The organism is Bacillus sp. LJBS17 (assembly GCF_019334685.1).
GTDB classification, from domain to species: domain Bacteria; phylum Bacillota; class Bacilli; order Bacillales; family Bacillaceae; genus Bacillus; species Bacillus subtilis.
In genome coordinates this window covers 548,197-565,276 of record NZ_CP079759.1, presented here as the reverse complement: position 1 = coordinate 565,276, position 17,080 = coordinate 548,197, and the positions used below count along the sequence as shown (strand labels likewise).

Sequence of the window (17,080 nt, the reverse complement as noted above, 5' to 3'; positions counted from 1 at the left end):
GTATAAACAGTCATAACGGAGAGGAGAGATGAATGATGAAATTCCCAGTTTATATTCATTCGATATCCGGAAACAGCGTTTTTAATAACGGTTTTGCATTCTCCATCAGCCCTTTCTCTGTTTCTAAAGAGACAGATGGTTCCGGAGGGAATAATACAGGTTTGGTTTTTGAATCCAATGCTTTAAGCCAAACAAGCTCCGCCAATCAAGCCCTACATGTTACAAATGCGGTCCAAGAACTGCTTTCCAAGCTTTTAGCGTAAACATAAGAAATGAACACTTCATGAGGTGCCGTATGGATTTTCCAATTATTCACACAAACTTTTGGGATGCTGTGATAGCTATTCCAATCATCATACTGATAACCCAAATCCTCAAAATATTATTGAAAATCCCCAAAACTTTTGTACCATCAGTTGCCTTAATAACAGGCCTTGTCATTTCTGTTTTCATAAGCCATCGACACAGCCTCTTTTCTGGCGTATTTATGGGCTGGTTTTATGGCTACGCTGCTATAGGCTCCTACTCATCATTAAAAACGACCATCTTATCCTTTAGGCAAACGAAAAACGATACATCAAATTCATAGATGACATATAACGATCTGCCGCCTCTTTATCAGGCGGCTTTATTTCTGCTGATAGGTTGATCATCTTCAAAAGAGACTCATTCACTCGCTATTATTTTTACCATTATGTTGATGCAATGATATAAAAACGCAATATCATAGAAGTAAATAGACTGCCAGCGTCCTCTATGACGGCTACTTCTGAGTGAAAGGAGTTTTTGAAGCATGCGATCTCAAATCAATATCTCAAATCTCACGATAAATGGAATGACACAAAACGCCAATACAGATATCGGACAAAACTTGCAAAACAGCCATACTGCGAACAGCAAAAATTACGGTGTCAATTTCACATTAGGAGATTACTCTCCTTCTCATTCAATTATTATTTCAGCAAGTTGTGATAATGATACAAGTGATCAAGGGCAGGTTGATAACCCTTCTTCGCCTAGTGAAGAATAAATTGATGCAAAAAAAAGAACTCATTTGAGTTCTTTTTTTTGCCTTATTTCTTTATTCGCCTTCATATAATCGATAAACCCTTTTCAGCTTTTGTTCAAGCTGTTCAAAATGAACAAAACGGGCTTCTCTTAGAAACTCAGTCCCATCAATGAACAAAAGAAGCACAGGAACGGTGAAAACTGAAAATCTGCCGGCGACCTCTGCTACATCGTCAGCATTGATATGCGCCAATTTGATGTTTGGAAACTGATCCAATACTATTCTGAGCTGGGGCAGAACTGCGTGACATACTGTACAGCCAGGCCTTGATATATAAATAAAACTGAATTTGTGCTGTTTGATAAAATTTTCTATAGAATCTAATGAATGTAATTCTGTCATCTCTTTCATCCATTTACTCCTTCAAATAGGTCTGTTTTCATGACCAAGCTCATCAATACGTATCATTCACTATACAGATTTTTATTTATGATATCCGCTTTTTTGCTTTGCAGAGTACCTGTAAGCTTGCCGGAAAATGTAAAAACAAAAGAACAGTTACTGACAAGCAGCAACTGTTCTTACATACTTTCGTATTAAAAATGCAAAGCGTAAGCTCCTGAACCGATGAGTGCAACCCCTACGGAAACTGCAATGAGCACCAGGTTATATTCAAAACCTCCCGCGCCATTCGCAAAACCTTTCGCTCCATGGACTTTTACGATGGCACCTAACATAATGATCGTTATGATAGCAGCTCCAAGCGGGAGGAATACGCCTAAAATAAATAGAATACCGCTTACTAACTCCCCAAGACCTGATAGAGCGGCCGCAACGTTTCCTGGTTTCACCCCAATTGACTCGAACCATTGTCCGGTTCCTTTAATCCCGTATCCGCCAAACCAGCCGAATAATTTTTGTGTGCCATAAAACAAAAACACCACACCAATCATTATACGAATAAGCAACAGTCCTGCATCTTCCATTTGTATCTCTCCTCATCTTTGATTTTATCTAATTCTTTGCTGACAGTATCCAGCAATCATCAATTGAATATATGTTTCTTTATTTTTTATGTGTCAAATCAATCTAACTCTCTTACTTCAAACGGCAGCAGCCCTTGTTCAATTTGTGTGCGATGCGGTTCATATTGTACAGGCAGCATCAGTTTTTCGCCCATTGTATCCTGTGTTTCATCATGTGCAAAGCCTGGAGGATCAGTTGCGATTTCAAACAGGATTTCCCCATGTTCCCTGAAGTAAATGGCATTAAAGTAGTTTCTATCCCGAACAGGAGTTACACCATATCCGTGGGAAGCAATATATCTTTGCCAATCTAACTGATCTTCATCATCGTTAGCCCGCCAAGCGATGTGATGCACCGTTCCGGCCCCCATTTGCCCGCGGCCAATAGGCGTTAACTTAAGGTCAATCACATTTCCGATATCACCGGCGGAACGATAACGAACGAAGTCTCCTTCTTTGCCGACTCGCTCCAGCCCCATGATGTTTTCTAAAAGGTCAGCGGTTTTGTCAGGCTGCGCTGATAATAGGGTTGCACCCCCAAAACCTTTAATGGCAACATCGGGCGTTACTTCTCCGAAAGTCCACGTATTAGCCTCTCCTTCTTCTCTTTCCACGATTTCTAAGTGCAGTCCATGAGGATCATCAAATTCTACATATTGTTCCCCAAAGCGCTCGATTTTGGTGTATGGAACGTTGAACTTTTCTAGTCTCTTTTCCCAAAATGCCATAGCCCCTTTCGGCACGACATACGAAGTCACACCAACTTGACCGTCTCCAATGACGCCTTGGCGGGCTCCGGCCCACGGAAAGAAGGTAATGATTGTTCCCGGCTTCCCGCCTTCATTCCCAAAATAAAGATGATACGTACCTGGGTCATCAAAATTGACAGTTTGCTTGACCAAACGAAGCCCAAGCACTCCTGCGTAGAAATCTGTGTTCTCTTGAGGGTGACCGACAATCGCTGTAATATGATGAATTCCCATCGTTTTTTTAGCCATTTTTATCCGCTCCTTTACATATACTCAACAAACTCATTCACAGGCTTCCGGTAGCCGCGAGGTCTTCTGCTCTCTGTTTTTTCTTTTCCAATCGTAATCATCATGACAACCTCAAATTGGGCGTCTATGTTCAAAATCCGTTTTACGGCTTCCGCATCAAAGCCGATCATCGGGCAGGTATCCCAGCCTTTTTCCTTAGCACTCAGCATAAACATCATCGCAGAAAGTGAAGCATTCCTTATCGCCTCATCTCTCTTAAATTGTTCTCCCCTGTTTTCATAAAACGAAACAGTGTCGTGCACCATGTGGTCATACTCTTGCTTATTTAATATCCCCAATACCTTTAAACCTTCATAGATATCGGACGCTTGTTGATATGCCTGCTTATCCCCTAATACCAAGAGAACCGCAGATGAGCTAACCACTTTATATTGTCCGTTTGCGGCCTGCTTCAGCTTTTCTTTGATATCCGGATCTAGAACCGCCACATATTTTGTATGCTGCAAATTAAAAGCCGATGGCGCCAATGCAACCAATTCAAACATTTCATTGAGGTCTTCTTTTGTGATTGGATGACCTGAAAGAAAATTGCTTGCAGATCGTCTTTCATTGACTAACTGTATAAATTCAGCCATTACGATACACTCCCTTTTATCTCGAATTCGAGATATTATATTATAAAAAATCCATATTGAATATTGTGTAAAAGAAATGACAACGGATTGAACACTTCGAGTTGCGCTTGATCGCTGATCTTTTCGACCAAATATCTCAAATTAAAATATCTTGAATATGAGATAATAGTAAAATACAGATCTTCTCATGTCAATAGGTTTTTGAAAATTAGTGGGAATTTTTCACTGACGGCAGCATTTTAATAGCGAATCATCACTGTTGTTACATAAGAACTCATTTGTTTGCTTTATAACCTTTTAGCATAGCTCCAACTTTTTTTCTGTCACCTTATTTATTAGTAAACAGGAAACAACGTTGCTATAGACCCACTCGAAATTGAATTGGTATGATAAACAAAGTGATTACACAGGAAAGGATACGGAGAGCGTATATAGAGCACTCCTATTTTTTTGTGCAGTTTTATAGGAGGAAAAAATGGCAAGTGAAAGAGAACAAATAAGCAGAAAAGTTGCTTTGATTGCATTGATCGCCAATCTGATCTTAATGGCAGGAAAGGTCTTTTTTGGGCTGGTAGGCGATAGTGAAGCCGTGTTTGCAGACGGAATACATTCCGCGGCAGATGTCGTTGCTTCGATTGCAGTCTTGGCAGTGATCGGCATTTCCAATAAACCGCCCGATCAAGACCATCCTTTTGGTCACGGAAAAGCTGAAGTCATTAGTGAGGCGATTGTAGGAATTATCTTAGTGATCGTATCCGTTTATATCCTCATAGAAGCGATTCTGTCCTTTGTTAAAGGGCCAAGCGTTCCCCAATACAGCGCATTGTTTGCGGCTCTGATTTCGTACGTGGCTAAGGAAATCTTATATCGTTATTCTATAAAGCAAGGGGAAAAATGGAACAGCAAAGCAATTATAGCGATTGCGTACGATCATAAAGGCGATATCGTTGCCTCTCTTGCCGCTTTTATCGGCGTCCTGTTGGCTATCATCGGAAACATCCGCGGATGGCCCTATCTGTTGTACGCCGATGCCATTGCCAGTGCAATCGTTGCTTACCTCATTTTTAAGATTTCAATGGAATTAATCAGGCCGTCTGTTGATGTGCTCATGGAAAAGAGTGTTGATCCCGAGCTGATAGAGGAATATAAAGCTGTTATTTTTCAATGTGATCAAGTAAAACGAATTGATAGAATCCGCGCACGAGAACATGGCCACTATAAATTGCTTGATGTCCGTTTATCTTTGGATCATGATTTGACAATTAAGCAGGGACACGATATTGCCCGCGAAATTCGAAATGAAATCAAAAGACAGTTTTCAGATGTAGAAGAAGTGCTCATCCATGTGAATCCTTATTTCGAAGAATGAAAAGCTCCTTTTTAGAAGGAGTTTTTTCTTTATGCTGCAAACTTTACCTTTAGAACTCGCCGTACTATATAATGTGTGTATATCAATCATAGGGACAGAAAGGTTGTTAGAATGAAGGAATTTTTTTCGATTGGAGAAGTGTCAAAGTTATTCAATGTGAAAATCTCTGCTCTTCGGTATTATGATGACATCGGCCTTTTGAAACCGGAATATAAAGATGAGCAAACGAACTATAGATATTATTCTACCCAACAGTTTGAGCGGCTTGATACCATCAAGTATTTGAGGGCCCTAGGCCTGCCAATCAATAAGCTTCTTGATTTTTATAACTCTCAAAATACAAACACTCTTCTTCATTTACTAAAAAGCCAGCAGGCTGAAATTGATCGCAAGAAGAAAGAATTGGAACGCATTGAACGAAAGATCTCCCGGCGCATCACACATATAGAAGATGCCGTTAACATGCCGTTACATCAAATTTCAAAAATCAAACTTCCCGCAATGCGTGTGGCTTACTTGCAGCATGAATATGTTCTCGGCCATGATATCGAACATTCGTTAGCTGAATTGAGAACCCACCTGAATGTGAACGAAGGTATATTCATAGGCAAGATCGGTTTATCCATATCAGCAGCAAATGTGAAAGCAAAACAGTTTGACAAATATTCCAGTATATTTATGATTCTTGAAGATGAAAATGAAAAAACTTCTTCAGAAATCATCTTTCCTTCAAGAGTATATCTGCAAATTAGGTTTAAAGGGTCACATCCAGAAGCCGAACCATACTACAAAAAATTACTGGCATATATGAAAGAACATCATTATGAGGTAGCAGGGGACTCAATTGAAATCACACTCATTGATTATGGCATTACGAATAACCTAGATAATTATGTGACTGAAATCCTGCTGCCCATCAAATAATCTCATGAATATGTTTTTATCTCCCTTGACTCTCTACTAACTAGAGGGTTTATTTTTTATGCAGGAATGATTTTTGGAGGAGAAAGCTTATGTTTGGAACGATTTTTAACACAGTGATGATTATTGCAGGAAGCATAATCGGGGGGATATTCAAAAAAGGCATTAAAGATGAATACCAGGATATTTTGATGCAGGCAATGGGATTCGCTGCGGTCGCGCTGGGGATCAACGCCATTACACAGCACTTGCCTGATAGTAAATACCCCATTCTATTCATTGTGAGTTTAGCCATTGGAGGTTTGCTAGGCCAGATCATCAATTTAGAATTACGATTCAACAATCTGGTGAACAAATTTTCTAAAAGCAATTTAGCAGAGGGCTTATCAACTGCGGTCTTATTATTTTGTATAGGTTCGCTGTCAATATTAGGCCCTGTTGAAGCCGCTTTGCATGGAGATTATACATACCTTCTGACAAACGGGATGTTAGATGGGATCACCTCCATTGTGCTCGCTTCAACTTTTGGTTTTGGAATAGCGGCTGCTGCCATTGTATTATTTGCCTGGCAAGGCTCCATTTATTTATTTGCACAAGTAATGGAGAGCGCAATCAATACAGACCTTATTAATGAAATCACCATTGTGGGAGGCATACTCATCCTCAGTTCAGGTCTAAGCATTCTTGGAATCAAGAAGTTCAAAACACTGAATCTGCTGCCTTCCCTCCTGATCCCTCCTGTTGTGATTTTTGTGATTCATGCATTTGGATTGCGGTTTTAATGCTATTACTTTAACTATTTAACAAAAAAGCAGATCATAAAAGATCTGCTTTTTCTATTACATGATTTGCTTCTTTTGTTCATGATCTATTTCTGGCTGTATTTCCTTTGTCAGTTGATGCCCTTCTATATCCACGTTCGGAATCATCTTGTCCAGCCATTTCGGCAAATACCAGGCTGCATTCCCCATCAGCTTCATGACACTTGGAATCAGTGTCATTCTTACAATAAAGGCATCAAAGAGCACACCAAAGGAAAGAGCTAATCCGTTGGCTTTAATAGAAGCTTCGCCTGCAAAGATAAATCCTGCAAAAACGAAGATCATGATCAAGCCGGCTGCTGTAACAACAGGACCACTGTGTTTTAATCCAGCCTGAATGGCTTGTACTGGATTCTTTGTTTTTACATATTCTTCACGCATTCTGCTGACAAGGAATACTTGATAATCCATGGCTAACCCGAACAGAATCCCAATCGATAAAATCGGCAGGAACGCGAGTATCGGCCCTCTTTCCGGTATTTTGAAAAAGTCGATGAGATTCCCGTCTTGCAAGACAAATACACAGATTCCAAGAGTGGCTGTCATCGTCAACATGAAACCTGCAACAGCAACAAGCGGCACAAGCAGCGAACGGAAAACGATGGTCAGCAATACAAACGCAAAGCCAACAATAAGTACAGCAAACACCGGTATCGCATCATTCAATCGATCTGAAATGTCAATATTCACTGCAGTCGATCCAGTAACAAGCAAATCTACTCCGTTTTTATCTGACAAACTGCGTACATCGTGTACCAAATCTTTCGTTGTGACATCATTTGGACCTGTTTCCGGAACGACAGTAATGATGGCAAAGTTCCCTTCTTTATTAGACATTGCAGGGGTGACACTTGCTACATGGTCTAAATCCTTTATTTCTTTCGCTGCATCTGTGAAAGCCTCCGCCTTATTTTCTGTAGCATTTGTGGCATCCGCTACGATTGTTAATTGGCCATTAAATCCTTCTCCAAAGCCTTCGGCAAGCAAGTCATATGCCCGGCGATCCGGATTATCCTTAGCTTTCATCCCAGCATCAGGCAAGCCCAGTTCCAAATGCATAGATGGGATACTAATGACGATCAAAATCAGAATGCTGCATACACTTAGCATGATAGGATTTTTGGTGACAAAGCGTCCCCAGACATTTGTTTCAGTGCTTTGTTTTTCTATTTTCTTGTTTGATTTCGGAATCATCCGCTTCCCTGCAATCGATAAGACCGCAGGCACAAGTGTAATGGAAGCCAAAACAGCCATCAGTACACTAAGCCCTGCTGTCAGCCCCATCGCAGACATAAAAGGAATGTTAACAACAGTCAATCCGCAAAGTGCAACGATAACAGTAAGTCCGGCAAAAACGACTGCGCTTCCCGCTGTTCCCACGGCTCTCGCAATTGATTCATTCTTTTGTATGCCCTCGCCTAAAAACTGGCGGTGTTTCATAAAAATAAATAAAGCATAATCAATACCAACAGCAAGGCCAATCATTCCGGCTAATGAAAGACTGACGGAAGCAATATCAAATACTTGTGTCCCAATCAAAACCAGTCCAATACTTACACCTAAACCAATCAGTGCAGTTAAAATCGGCAAACCTGCTATTAATAAAGAACCGAATGTAATGGCTAAAACGACAAAAGCCAAGATAATGCCGACAATTTCAGAGACACCGCCTATCTCCATCTCGGCTCCCGGTACATCTCCGCTTAGCTCAGTTTGCAATCCTTCATCATCAGCCATTTTCAAACTGTCTTTTAAGTGTTTGATAGAGTAATCCTTTATATCATCTGCTGATGATTTATACTTGATATCAGCATAGGCAACTGTGCCATCTTTCGCGATTGTCCCTGTCACAAAAGGACTTGCAATCGAGTCAACAGAATCATCTTTACTGATTTCTTTGAGCGTATCTTCTATTGCTTTTTTTGCTGGCTTCCCAGTAAGTTTCTCCCCATCACCAGCACCGAAAATAACCCGTATGCTCCCTTTATCAGGACCGTGAGGAAATTCTTTTTGAATCACATCCATCGCTTTTTCCGAAGGTGTGTCAGGTATGGACATATCCTCAGAAAAACTTGGTTTCAAGGTGACTGCAAGGCCTATCGAAGCAACTAACACAACGATCCACGCACAAATTGCTTTTATGCGATTGCGAGCAACCCATCCTCCTAATGTATATAACATTTTTGACATGATAATCTCCTTTCAACACATTGCTTGATCACATTCTTTCTCATTGTAGTTGACAATGAAATGAAAAAAACGTACATTCGGGCATGTACGTTTGGGCAATTTTCAAATATGCAGTTTAGTTGTCTATTGTCAGAATACCTTTTTGCATGGCAATCGTTACTGCCTCAGTTCTTGAATTCGCGCCTAATTTATTGTAAATGGACGTTAATCTGGACTTTACTGTTCGCTCAGAGACGCCCAAATCAAAGGCAATCGCTTTGCTTTTAAGACCTTTAGCAATTGCTTTTAGAACAATGACTTCCTTTTCTGTCAGCTGCGTCTCATTGCGCTGCTTTTTCATCCGCTCAAATTGGATTTCTTGCAGACGTTTGAGGATATCAGGCTGCAACAGCACATTTCCTCTGATCGCTGCATCCATTGTTTGAAAAAGGGTTTCTGAACTCGTATCCTTTAACAGATATCCTTTCGCTCCTAATTCAATCCCTTCGATCATTAAGTGATCTTCATTATATGTAGTCAAAATAATGATGGGGGTATCGTGTTTTTCTTTTATTTGTTTAATGGCCTCTAACCCGCTCATCTCCGGCATATACAAATCCATCAGAATGATATCCGGTTCTAATTCATCTGCAAGACGGACTGCGACTTTTCCATTTTCCGCCTCTCCTATAATGGTGTATTGATCATTCGTTTCAATTAAAAGCTTCAGACCTTCCCTCACGACAAGATGGTCATCAACGATTAAAACCTTATTCATCTTGCATCTCTCCCTGAATTGGTACAGTGATCTCAATTTGTGTTCCTTTCAATTTTGTACTCTTGATATTGAATTGGCCATTTATTGCCCTGACACGTTCTTGTATGCCAAGAAGCCCATAATGTCCTCTCTTTTTCTTTCCTTTTTCAACATCAAATCCCTTGCCGTTATCCTTAACTGTTAAATGGAGCCTTCCCTTTTCATCATCCCAAATGGATATCCAGATTGTTTTCGCCTCAGCATGCTTTGCCGCATTCGTCATGCATTCTCCAATGATGTAATAACAGTTTTCAGCTGTACGCACATCCAGCACCTGGTGCAATCTGTAATCTAATAAACAAGCCATGCCTGTCGACTCTATAAAATGATCCATTAGCGAGGTAATTCTTTCTTTTAAAACACCGATTTCTTCTGATTTGCTGCGGAGATCGTCAATAGCTGAACGTGCATCAGCTAATGTGCTTTTTACTCTTTTCATCGATTGTTGTATGATTTCCTTCGCTCTCTCTGTGTTGCCTTTGGCGAGATAAACATGAATCGCATCCAGCTGCATATTTAAACTGACAAGACCTTGAGCAAGCGTATCGTGTAAGTCTCGGGCCATCCGCTGTCTTTCGTTCTGCAGCGTCAGCTGTTCTACCTGCTGATGAGCCAGCTCCAGCCTTTCAAGAGTCAATTGAGCTTTTATTTTTTCATCGACTTGGGCAAAAAATGTTGCGGCATAAGTGATGATGACAATCATGATCGGCGCAGCAATAACAATAAAATGCAAAACTTCACCTTTATGAAGGTGATACGCCGAATTTATGACCAGCAGCAGCAATAGATAAAGAATGGGAATCGTCCTTCTTCTGTCTGCCATTCCTATAATCTGTCCAATCAAAAATGCATAAAGGCCAATGATGACCAGCATAAGGTAGCCAGTCATGAGATTAGCAAGTGTAAAGGTGATCAAACCTTGTATCACAAAATACAGAACCACCCTTTTCTTAACCCAGCGATATGAGTGCCAATGAAGCAAAGCAAAAATGGCGATTAATATGGTAAACGCATAAAGCAATAAAATGGACCAGCCCCCAGAAACAAATTGCAGCACGATAGAGGCTATATAGATCATGAGAATAAAAGCCAGGCCCGGCACTCTGAGTGCAAGCATGTTTAATGCCCGCCTATCATGTGAGTAATATTTATCTTTGAAAGGATTCCTTATAAGCAAACCTTATCCACTTCCTTTACCTGTTTCACCGAATAGAGATTCATGACAATCGAACCCATATTTCAACGTGCAAACATACATGTATCCAATCATTTTATAGGAAGAGAAGGAACACAACAATATCAGGTGCAGGGAAACATTAGAGTTTCCAATAAGTGATCATTGCCCAAACGTACATGAACGTTCTGCCTCTATGTACGTTTTATCTTTTCAAATTTACCTTTAAAATCATAAGGAACTTACTATTCATTGAAGGAATGATCATCATTGAAATCGATTGATCTCACAATTTTATCATTAAAGAGAAAAGGAATCCGGACTGAGAAGGTATTAAAAAATCAGAACCCTGATCGATTAAGCCATATGACAGACAAAAATGCGCAACCAAAAAGCAAGGAAAAAGAGGATTGAACATGTATTGGTTTCTAGGTGCTTTATTATATTTTCTGATCGGTACTTATATATTCATTAGAGTCACTAGAGACAGCCAATCAGGCTCATGGATACTGCTTGCATTAGCAGCTCCACTCATCATTGCTGGCTACCCTTATTTTTATTCAAAGAAACTTCTTTCCAAAAGACGGTGAAACAGCTGTCATTCAAACCGCACATTGGTAAAATGATCAATACCGGGATACAATCTAGGTATTCTATGGAAAGGAGTCTTGCCTTATGAGTCAAAGAGTGTCCTACTATGAGATTGCACCTGAAGGTATGAAAATCATGATGGATATGGAGAAATACACGAAACAATCCTCAATTAACCGAACGACGAGAGAACTAATCAAAATCAGAGTCTCTCAAATGAACGGCTGTGCCTTCTGCATAGATATGCATACGTCCGATGCCTGCAAAATGGGAGAAACTGGACAGCGAATTTACTGTTTACATGCTTGGAATGAATGTGATTTTTACTCACCTGAAGAGAAAGCGGCTCTCGAACTATCTGAACACATCACGCTCATTCCATCTAAAAGGGTTCCTGATGAGCTATATCATCGGGTGCGGGAACATTATGATGAAAAACAATATGTTGACCTTGTTCTGATCATTAATCAAATAAACAGTTGGAACCGCATCTCGATTGCAATGGGGAATCGAGATGCTTCAAAATAAGAAGAAGGAGTAAGATTAGAACAAATCTTACTCCTCCCTAGATTTCGTACCGCATCATCTGATGTTTCCGTTTCAACATCCTAAATCTTCACGTTTAGGTGCTTTTCAAACGCGATTTTCCCGCTTTGTGTAATCCTAATCGCTCTCGTTTTAGGCATACGAACGATCCACTCTTCTTCTAACATGCGCACCAATAGGGCGTTTCCTAATGCTCCTGCAATATGATGCTGCCGTTCACTCCAATCCAAACAGCAGCGGGCAAAGGCTCTCCTCTTGTTCCGTTGTTGCTCTTCATTGATGCCTAACTTTGAAAAGAATAAAGCACCCTCTGAAGTCACCTCAAAGTTTAAATCAACTTTTTTTAACATCCCCTGCTCAACTAATGAATGTGCCATTTGCACGCCCACATAACCTGCCAAATGATCATAACAGGTACGGGCGAAATGCAAGTCCTTTTTCTCTTTTGACTCTTTTAAAGATTTGACTTTTGCTTTAGGCGCAATATGAAGCAATTGTTCGATCACATTTGCAGCATCTGAGTCAGACAATCTGTAATACCGATGTCTCCCATGCTTCTCTACGCTAATCAGCTTTGCTTCAAGCAATTTATTCAGGTGAAAACTGGCGGTTTGAGGTTTAATGTTAGCGAGATATGCAAGCTCTCCCGCAGGGTGTATCCTGCCATCCATCAGACTGAGAAGAATGGAAGAACGCGAGGGATCTGATAGCAACGAAGAGATTTTTGCAATATTAGGATTCATGATTTTCCTCCTTACATTCATATTTCGATGATAGTTGAAATGTTAATCCTTTACAATATAAATGGAAGCGTGACAAGGAGGAAAAAACGTTGGACATCAAAAAACAAGACACTCGTCGATTTAAGGAAATCAAACCCAAGATCATGTATTATGGTACCTCGACATTTCTTCTAACCACATTGAATGAGGATGGAACCACTAATATTAGTCCTATGTCATCTTCTTGGGCTCTTGGACATTATATAATCCTTGGAGTAGGACTGGGAGGAAAAGCCATCGACAATTTGGAAAGACACAAAGAATGTGTCATAAACTTGCCTGGCCCGGAATTATGGGAAAACATTGAAAGAATTTCATCTTATAGCGGAAAAAAGAGTATACCGCCTTTAAAGAAGCAGCTCGGATTTACATATAAAAAAGAAAAATACGAGGCAGCAGGGTTAACGCCTTTACAATCAAAAACAGTATCACCAACACGAATTAAAGAATGCCCAATCCAAATCGAAGCCGAAGTTAAACACATTCGGCTTCCAGAATATGAATCGTCATTCGCAATTGTAGAGACGCAGGCACTACATTTTCATGCCGAGGAAAGTATCATTCTGGACGAAAACCATATCAACCCTTCCAAATGGAGCCCGCTTATCTATAATTTCAGACATTATTTTGGTTTAGGAAGAGAAGTCGGAAAGACTTTTCGTTCAGAGACATGATCATTTTAAGACCGAACCATGATTTGGTCTATTCTAGTAACCCTTGTTATTATCAGATCAAGCGATCATTAGGCTTGATCTCTTTTTTAGTGAAACATCCATTTAAGGATATAAAAGTTACCTGCTTGCTAATTCTTTTATCATTAAACCCAACTCATAAATCCCCTTTTGAAGGTCTTCAAGAGATGCATAAGCATATGATAAGCGAATATAATTCCCTTTTTCCTGAGCATAGATACTGCCGAGATTGAGCAGAATCCCTTTTGATAAGGCTTTAGTATAAAGTAATTTCATTGATATGGAAGGCAATATTTTTATCCAGACAAAAAACCCTCCTTTTGGGATATTCCATGTCGCCACATCTTTCAAATGAGTTTCTATAGCACTCAAGGCCAATTCTCTTCTCACCTTTAATTGCTGCCTAACCTTTTCTACATGCTGCTGGTAGTGGCCGGAAGTAAACCACTCTGCCGCTACTCTCTGGGATAGCGAACTGGATCCGTAATCTGTTTGCATTTTAATGTCAGATAAACGTTCAATCACCGGTTCCGGTCCGACGATCCATCCAATCCTCAAACCTGGGCTTAATGTTTTCGATAAACTTCCTATGTACAGTACGTGTCCATTTTTATCAATTGTTTTAATAGGATATGGCGGAATTTCATCGATCCATAACTCACGATAAATGTCATCTTCAATAATAGGAAGCTGTGTATTCTCACTTACTGCCAGGATCTCTTCACGCCGCTTTTTAGACATAAGAATACCAGTCGGATTGTGAAAACATGGATTTGTATATAAGATAGCCCTTCCTCGCTCTCCTCTTGTTAAATGAACATTTTCAGGCAAAAGTCCTTCATTATCCATAGGAAGTCCAGTCAGCTTCATACCAGCTGATTGAAATACGTGTAATGAATAAAGGTAGGAGGGCTGATCAAGATAAACGGTTGATCCTCTTTGTAACAGCCCCATTGATATCAGCTGCAAGGCTTGCAACGCTCCTGAGACAATCAGAATGGAAGAAGATGAGACGTTGATTCCAATGGTTTTTAAATAGTTGCTTAATGCCTCCCTCAAAGGTAAGTAACCTTTTGGTTCTTCATAACCGAATGCCTCCATGTGATGAGATACCTTCCCCATCATCTCTTTCATAACAGCCAAAGGAAAAATCTCAGGTGAAAGCTCACCTTTGCTGAGCTGTATCAGATCCGGATTGGATTCCGATTGATTGATCTCTTGAACGATTTTTCGGCTTGGCATCTGAATGCCAGAGGTGACATATTGATCCCAATCGGGAGCAGAATTCTTAGCCATCAGTGTCCATGTGTTGTTGATAACAACTGTGCCTTTCCCCATTGTGCCTTCTATTAGCCCATCGGCCATCAATTCCTCTAACGCTGTAATCACTGTGCTCCGATTTACCTGAAAATCTTTTGCAAGCGTGCGCTGGCTTGGAATCTTGCTTCCAATCGGCCACTCTCCATTTCCTATTTTCTCTTTAATAAAATGAACGATTTGTCTGTACTTAGGGAGCTTTTTCATCTTTTTTTCTTCTGGAAAGCTCATAGAATCGGTCTCCTTAAAATAAATTGGTTGGGTCAAAATCCGTTTAACTGGTTGAAGCCATATCACCAAATCTTTATTAATATAAAAACACATTAAATAACTGGTTGGTTTTTGTAAAGAGGAGTGAGAGGAATGCGAAAGAAAACAGTTCAAATAATTATATCTCATAGTCTCATGATTGGTTTATGGGCATCTGCTTTTCCGGGAATTCGCGCAGGACTAGAAGGGTACACACCAGAACACCTTGCTTTATTTCGTTTGTTAATCGGCTCTATGGCATTATTGCTTTTTGCTGTTTTGACTCAGATGCGCCTACCCGACTTGAAAGACATTCCTGCCATTTTTCTTTTAGGGTTTTTAGGATTTGCACTCTATCACATTTTGCTGAACATCGGTGAAAAAACAGTTAGTGCCGGAGTTGCAAGCTTACTCGTTACTACGGCACCGATCTTCTCAGCCATGCTATCCCGCCTGTTTTATAAAGAGCATTTTGGATTTGCGAAATGGCTTGGCTCTATGATCAGTTTATTGGGTGTATTATTGATTGCATTTGGGGCGGGAGACTTTACATATTCAATGAGCGGTATCTTGGTCATCCTGCTGGCAGCATTTTCGGAGAGTATTTATTTCGTTTTTCAAGCCCGCTATATAAAAAAATATGGTTTTATTCCATTCGTTACATTCACCATTTGGGGCGGAACAATACCTATGCTTGTGTTTCTGCCAGGCTTAGGCGAAGAGATGATGAACGCTTCAATAAGCGCAACTTTGTCTATCGTTTACTTAGGATTATTGCCGACGGTTATTCCTTACTTCGCACTAGCATATGTCACTTCACTCGTCGGTGCTTCAGAAGCAACCCTTTCACTTTATGTTACACCGGCTTTAGCCTTGATCATATCTTGGCTCTGGATCGGCGAGATACCCACATTGATCTCTCTGCTAGGCGGAGTGGTTACAGTTGGCGGGGTATGTTTTACCTATTTAACACCCAATAAAATCAAACGATATGGAAACGCTCTTATACATAAATAAAGAAGATACCCGCATCTCTTTTTAATAAGCTCATTTATCAATTAAAATTGTTTACCATAGTCCTCTAATCCAACGATAGCTCAATTCCCCCGATTTTGTTGACGATGGTGAAAATATATCCCATTATAGTTTGATCTGAAGTTCTGAATAACCGCTATTAAAAAGGATGCTATAATGAGTGATATTGCAGACTCTAAGATAGATATATTCAATTTAATCATGAAACAGGGAATGAATGAAATAATGGATAAAACGAAAATACTTATTATTGAAGATGATGAAGCAATAGCAGATCTGCTTTCATACGGGCTTACGCAGGAAGGTTTTCAAACATGTACTGAATCTAACGGAACTTTAGGGATGAAACAGCTAGACCAATTTAAACCCGATCTTCTGCTGCTTGATTGGATGCTGCCAGATTGCAGCGGATTGGATATCTGTAAAAAAGTGACCCAACGCTATAATATCCCTATACTTATGATCACCGCAAAGTCAGATATCACTGATAAAGTCCTTGGGTTGGAATTTGGGGCTGACGATTATATTACAAAGCCATTTGACTTGCGTGAAGTTATCGCCAGAATTCGTACAATACTCAGGCGTCTTGAACAAGCTAACCACGTGAATGATCGAGGATCGTCTAATGAGGATCACATTCAATTAAAAAATATTGTGATGATCCCAGACGAAAGAATAGTAAAAAAAGATGGGATCATTGTTGATTTGACTCCTAAAGAATTTGATCTGCTTAAGACATTGATTGACCATCGTGGAAAAATCTTTACACGTTCAGAGCTGTTGGAATTTGTTTGGGGCTACGATTTTGCCGGGGATACACGTACGGTAGATACTCATATCCAAAGACTCCGTAAAAAACTGGATGCAAGCGACCTCATTAAAACAGTGTTTGGCATTGGATATAAATTCGAGAAGCAGGAGGAGTAGAGA

21 protein-coding genes are annotated in these 17,080 nt (G+C 40.1%); 12 read left to right on the top strand and 9 right to left on the bottom strand.

What is annotated here, in order from left to right:
- Positions 1–32: 32 nt before the first annotated feature.
- The 3 genes from KXZ66_RS02935 to KXZ66_RS02925 all read left to right on the top strand — a co-directional run bounded on the left by KXZ66_RS02935 (position 33) and on the right by KXZ66_RS02925 (position 1,030).
- The gene (locus KXZ66_RS02935) at positions 33–263 is read left to right on the top strand and encodes a spore germination protein (protein ID WP_038827548.1); all 231 of its coding nucleotides are present in this window, start codon (positions 33–35) and stop codon (positions 261–263) included.
- 32 nt (positions 264–295) lie between these two features.
- Positions 296–589, top strand: coding sequence for a hypothetical protein (locus KXZ66_RS02930; RefSeq protein WP_021481649.1), 294 nt, complete (start codon positions 296–298; stop codon positions 587–589).
- A 204-nt stretch (positions 590–793) separates the two neighbouring features.
- Positions 794–1,030 (top strand): spore germination protein, encoded by a 237-nt coding sequence (locus tag KXZ66_RS02925; protein WP_003244342.1) that lies wholly within the window; start codon positions 794–796, stop codon positions 1,028–1,030.
- Between the two features lie 51 nt (positions 1,031–1,081).
- Here KXZ66_RS02925 and KXZ66_RS02920 read toward each other — a convergent pair whose 3' ends face one another.
- The 4 genes from KXZ66_RS02920 to KXZ66_RS02905 form a co-directional block, all read right to left on the bottom strand.
- On the bottom strand, positions 1,082–1,420 hold the full coding sequence (locus KXZ66_RS02920; protein ID WP_014475948.1) for a thioredoxin family protein: 339 nt from the start codon (positions 1,418–1,420) through the stop codon (positions 1,082–1,084).
- Between the two features lie 185 nt (positions 1,421–1,605).
- Entirely contained in the window at positions 1,606–1,995 is a 390-nt protein-coding gene (locus tag KXZ66_RS02915; RefSeq protein ID WP_014475946.1) for a DoxX family protein, read from the bottom strand.
- Positions 1,996–2,093: 98 nt separating this feature from the next.
- The gene (locus KXZ66_RS02910) at positions 2,094–3,032 is read right to left on the bottom strand and encodes a ring-cleaving dioxygenase (RefSeq protein ID WP_014475945.1); all 939 of its coding nucleotides are present in this window, start codon (positions 3,030–3,032) and stop codon (positions 2,094–2,096) included.
- A 14-nt stretch (positions 3,033–3,046) separates the two neighbouring features.
- Positions 3,047–3,667 (bottom strand): nitroreductase family protein, encoded by a 621-nt coding sequence (locus tag KXZ66_RS02905; protein ID WP_070548619.1) that lies wholly within the window; start codon positions 3,665–3,667, stop codon positions 3,047–3,049.
- A 475-nt stretch (positions 3,668–4,142) separates the two neighbouring features.
- Here KXZ66_RS02905 and mneP point away from each other — a divergent pair, with 475 nt between their 5' ends.
- The 3 genes from mneP (at position 4,143) to KXZ66_RS02890 (ending at position 6,739) form a co-directional block, all read left to right on the top strand.
- Positions 4,143–5,036 (top strand): manganese transporter MneP, encoded by an 894-nt coding sequence (gene mneP / locus KXZ66_RS02900; protein WP_070548618.1) that lies wholly within the window; start codon positions 4,143–4,145, stop codon positions 5,034–5,036.
- A gap of 111 nt (positions 5,037–5,147) precedes the next feature.
- Positions 5,148–5,960 carry a MerR family transcriptional regulator gene (locus KXZ66_RS02895; protein ID WP_167568884.1) on the top strand — a complete coding sequence of 271 codons (813 nt, stop codon included), beginning with the start codon at positions 5,148–5,150 and terminating at the stop codon, positions 5,958–5,960.
- Between the two features lie 89 nt (positions 5,961–6,049).
- Complete coding sequence (locus KXZ66_RS02890) at positions 6,050–6,739, top strand: DUF554 domain-containing protein (RefSeq protein WP_167568882.1); 690 nt, start codon at positions 6,050–6,052, stop codon at positions 6,737–6,739.
- 57 nt (positions 6,740–6,796) lie between these two features.
- Here KXZ66_RS02890 and KXZ66_RS02885 read toward each other — a convergent pair whose 3' ends face one another.
- From KXZ66_RS02885 to ydfH, 3 genes are all read right to left on the bottom strand, one after another.
- Positions 6,797–8,968: an MMPL family transporter gene (locus KXZ66_RS02885; protein WP_219144782.1), complete on the bottom strand. Its 2,172-nt coding sequence runs from the start codon at positions 8,966–8,968 to the stop codon at positions 6,797–6,799.
- A 115-nt stretch (positions 8,969–9,083) separates the two neighbouring features.
- On the bottom strand, positions 9,084–9,725 hold the full coding sequence (gene ydfI / locus KXZ66_RS02880; RefSeq protein ID WP_219144781.1) for a two-component system response regulator YdfI: 642 nt from the start codon (positions 9,723–9,725) through the stop codon (positions 9,084–9,086).
- On the bottom strand, positions 9,718–10,941 hold the full coding sequence (gene ydfH, locus KXZ66_RS02875) for a two-component system sensor histidine kinase YdfH (protein WP_219144780.1): 1,224 nt from the start codon (positions 10,939–10,941) through the stop codon (positions 9,718–9,720). The genes ydfI and ydfH overlap by 8 nt, the downstream gene beginning before the upstream one ends.
- A gap of 267 nt (positions 10,942–11,208) precedes the next feature.
- On the opposite strand from ydfH, the gene KXZ66_RS02870 reads away from it, so the two are divergent.
- The 3 genes from KXZ66_RS02870 (at position 11,209) to KXZ66_RS02860 (ending at position 12,057) form a co-directional block, all read left to right on the top strand.
- Positions 11,209–11,352 (top strand): hypothetical protein, encoded by a 144-nt coding sequence (locus KXZ66_RS02870; protein ID WP_014478971.1) that lies wholly within the window; start codon positions 11,209–11,211, stop codon positions 11,350–11,352.
- Entirely contained in the window at positions 11,349–11,528 is a 180-nt protein-coding gene (locus tag KXZ66_RS02865; protein WP_010886421.1) for a hypothetical protein, read from the top strand. The genes KXZ66_RS02870 and KXZ66_RS02865 overlap by 4 nt, the downstream gene beginning before the upstream one ends.
- Before the next feature lie 85 nt (positions 11,529–11,613).
- Positions 11,614–12,057 (top strand): carboxymuconolactone decarboxylase family protein, encoded by a 444-nt coding sequence (locus KXZ66_RS02860; RefSeq protein ID WP_219144779.1) that lies wholly within the window; start codon positions 11,614–11,616, stop codon positions 12,055–12,057.
- 80 nt (positions 12,058–12,137) lie between these two features.
- Here the strand turns inward: KXZ66_RS02860 and KXZ66_RS02855 are convergent, their stop codons facing one another.
- The gene (locus tag KXZ66_RS02855; RefSeq protein ID WP_014478969.1) at positions 12,138–12,818 is read right to left on the bottom strand and encodes an ArsR/SmtB family transcription factor; all 681 of its coding nucleotides are present in this window, start codon (positions 12,816–12,818) and stop codon (positions 12,138–12,140) included.
- A gap of 89 nt (positions 12,819–12,907) precedes the next feature.
- Here KXZ66_RS02855 and KXZ66_RS02850 point away from each other — a divergent pair, with 89 nt between their 5' ends.
- The gene (locus KXZ66_RS02850; RefSeq protein ID WP_029725823.1) at positions 12,908–13,531 is read left to right on the top strand and encodes a flavin reductase family protein; all 624 of its coding nucleotides are present in this window, start codon (positions 12,908–12,910) and stop codon (positions 13,529–13,531) included.
- A gap of 117 nt (positions 13,532–13,648) precedes the next feature.
- Here KXZ66_RS02850 and KXZ66_RS02845 read toward each other — a convergent pair whose 3' ends face one another.
- Entirely contained in the window at positions 13,649–15,097 is a 1,449-nt protein-coding gene (locus tag KXZ66_RS02845) for an aminotransferase-like domain-containing protein (protein WP_014478966.1), read from the bottom strand.
- A gap of 132 nt (positions 15,098–15,229) precedes the next feature.
- Between KXZ66_RS02845 and KXZ66_RS02840 the strand changes: the two genes are divergently transcribed.
- The gene (locus KXZ66_RS02840) at positions 15,230–16,132 is read left to right on the top strand and encodes a DMT family transporter (RefSeq protein ID WP_128746932.1); all 903 of its coding nucleotides are present in this window, start codon (positions 15,230–15,232) and stop codon (positions 16,130–16,132) included.
- Between the two features lie 243 nt (positions 16,133–16,375).
- Entirely contained in the window at positions 16,376–17,077 is a 702-nt protein-coding gene (locus KXZ66_RS02835) for a response regulator transcription factor (RefSeq protein ID WP_219144967.1), read from the top strand.
- Positions 17,078–17,080 lie beyond the last annotated feature (3 nt).

What these genes read in the sequence shown, in the direction of transcription:
- KXZ66_RS02935 (WP_038827548.1), top strand. Translation starts at nt 33, where the DNA reads ATGATGAAATTCCCAGTTTATATTCATTCGATATCCGGAAACAGCGTT.
- KXZ66_RS02930 (WP_021481649.1), top strand. Translation starts at nt 296, where the DNA reads ATGGATTTTCCAATTATTCACACAAACTTTTGGGATGCTGTGATAGCT.
- KXZ66_RS02925 (WP_003244342.1), top strand. Translation starts at nt 794, where the DNA reads ATGCGATCTCAAATCAATATCTCAAATCTCACGATAAATGGAATGACA.
- KXZ66_RS02920 (WP_014475948.1), bottom strand. Translation starts at nt 1,420, where the DNA reads ATGAAAGAGATGACAGAATTACATTCATTAGATTCTATAGAAAATTTT.
- KXZ66_RS02915 (WP_014475946.1), bottom strand. Translation starts at nt 1,995, where the DNA reads ATGGAAGATGCAGGACTGTTGCTTATTCGTATAATGATTGGTGTGGTG.
- KXZ66_RS02910 (WP_014475945.1), bottom strand. Translation starts at nt 3,032, where the DNA reads ATGGCTAAAAAAACGATGGGAATTCATCATATTACAGCGATTGTCGGT.
- KXZ66_RS02905 (WP_070548619.1), bottom strand. Translation starts at nt 3,667, where the DNA reads ATGGCTGAATTTATACAGTTAGTCAATGAAAGACGATCTGCAAGCAAT.
- mneP (WP_070548618.1), top strand. Translation starts at nt 4,143, where the DNA reads ATGGCAAGTGAAAGAGAACAAATAAGCAGAAAAGTTGCTTTGATTGCA.
- KXZ66_RS02895 (WP_167568884.1), top strand. Translation starts at nt 5,148, where the DNA reads ATGAAGGAATTTTTTTCGATTGGAGAAGTGTCAAAGTTATTCAATGTG.
- KXZ66_RS02890 (WP_167568882.1), top strand. Translation starts at nt 6,050, where the DNA reads ATGTTTGGAACGATTTTTAACACAGTGATGATTATTGCAGGAAGCATA.
- KXZ66_RS02885 (WP_219144782.1), bottom strand. Translation starts at nt 8,968, where the DNA reads ATGTCAAAAATGTTATATACATTAGGAGGATGGGTTGCTCGCAATCGC.
- ydfI (WP_219144781.1), bottom strand. Translation starts at nt 9,725, where the DNA reads ATGAATAAGGTTTTAATCGTTGATGACCATCTTGTCGTGAGGGAAGGT.
- KXZ66_RS02860 (WP_219144779.1), top strand. Translation starts at nt 11,614, where the DNA reads ATGAGTCAAAGAGTGTCCTACTATGAGATTGCACCTGAAGGTATGAAA.
- KXZ66_RS02855 (WP_014478969.1), bottom strand. Translation starts at nt 12,818, where the DNA reads ATGAATCCTAATATTGCAAAAATCTCTTCGTTGCTATCAGATCCCTCG.
- KXZ66_RS02845 (WP_014478966.1), bottom strand. Translation starts at nt 15,097, where the DNA reads ATGAGCTTTCCAGAAGAAAAAAAGATGAAAAAGCTCCCTAAGTACAGA.
- KXZ66_RS02840 (WP_128746932.1), top strand. Translation starts at nt 15,230, where the DNA reads ATGCGAAAGAAAACAGTTCAAATAATTATATCTCATAGTCTCATGATT.
- KXZ66_RS02835 (WP_219144967.1), top strand. Translation starts at nt 16,376, where the DNA reads ATGGATAAAACGAAAATACTTATTATTGAAGATGATGAAGCAATAGCA.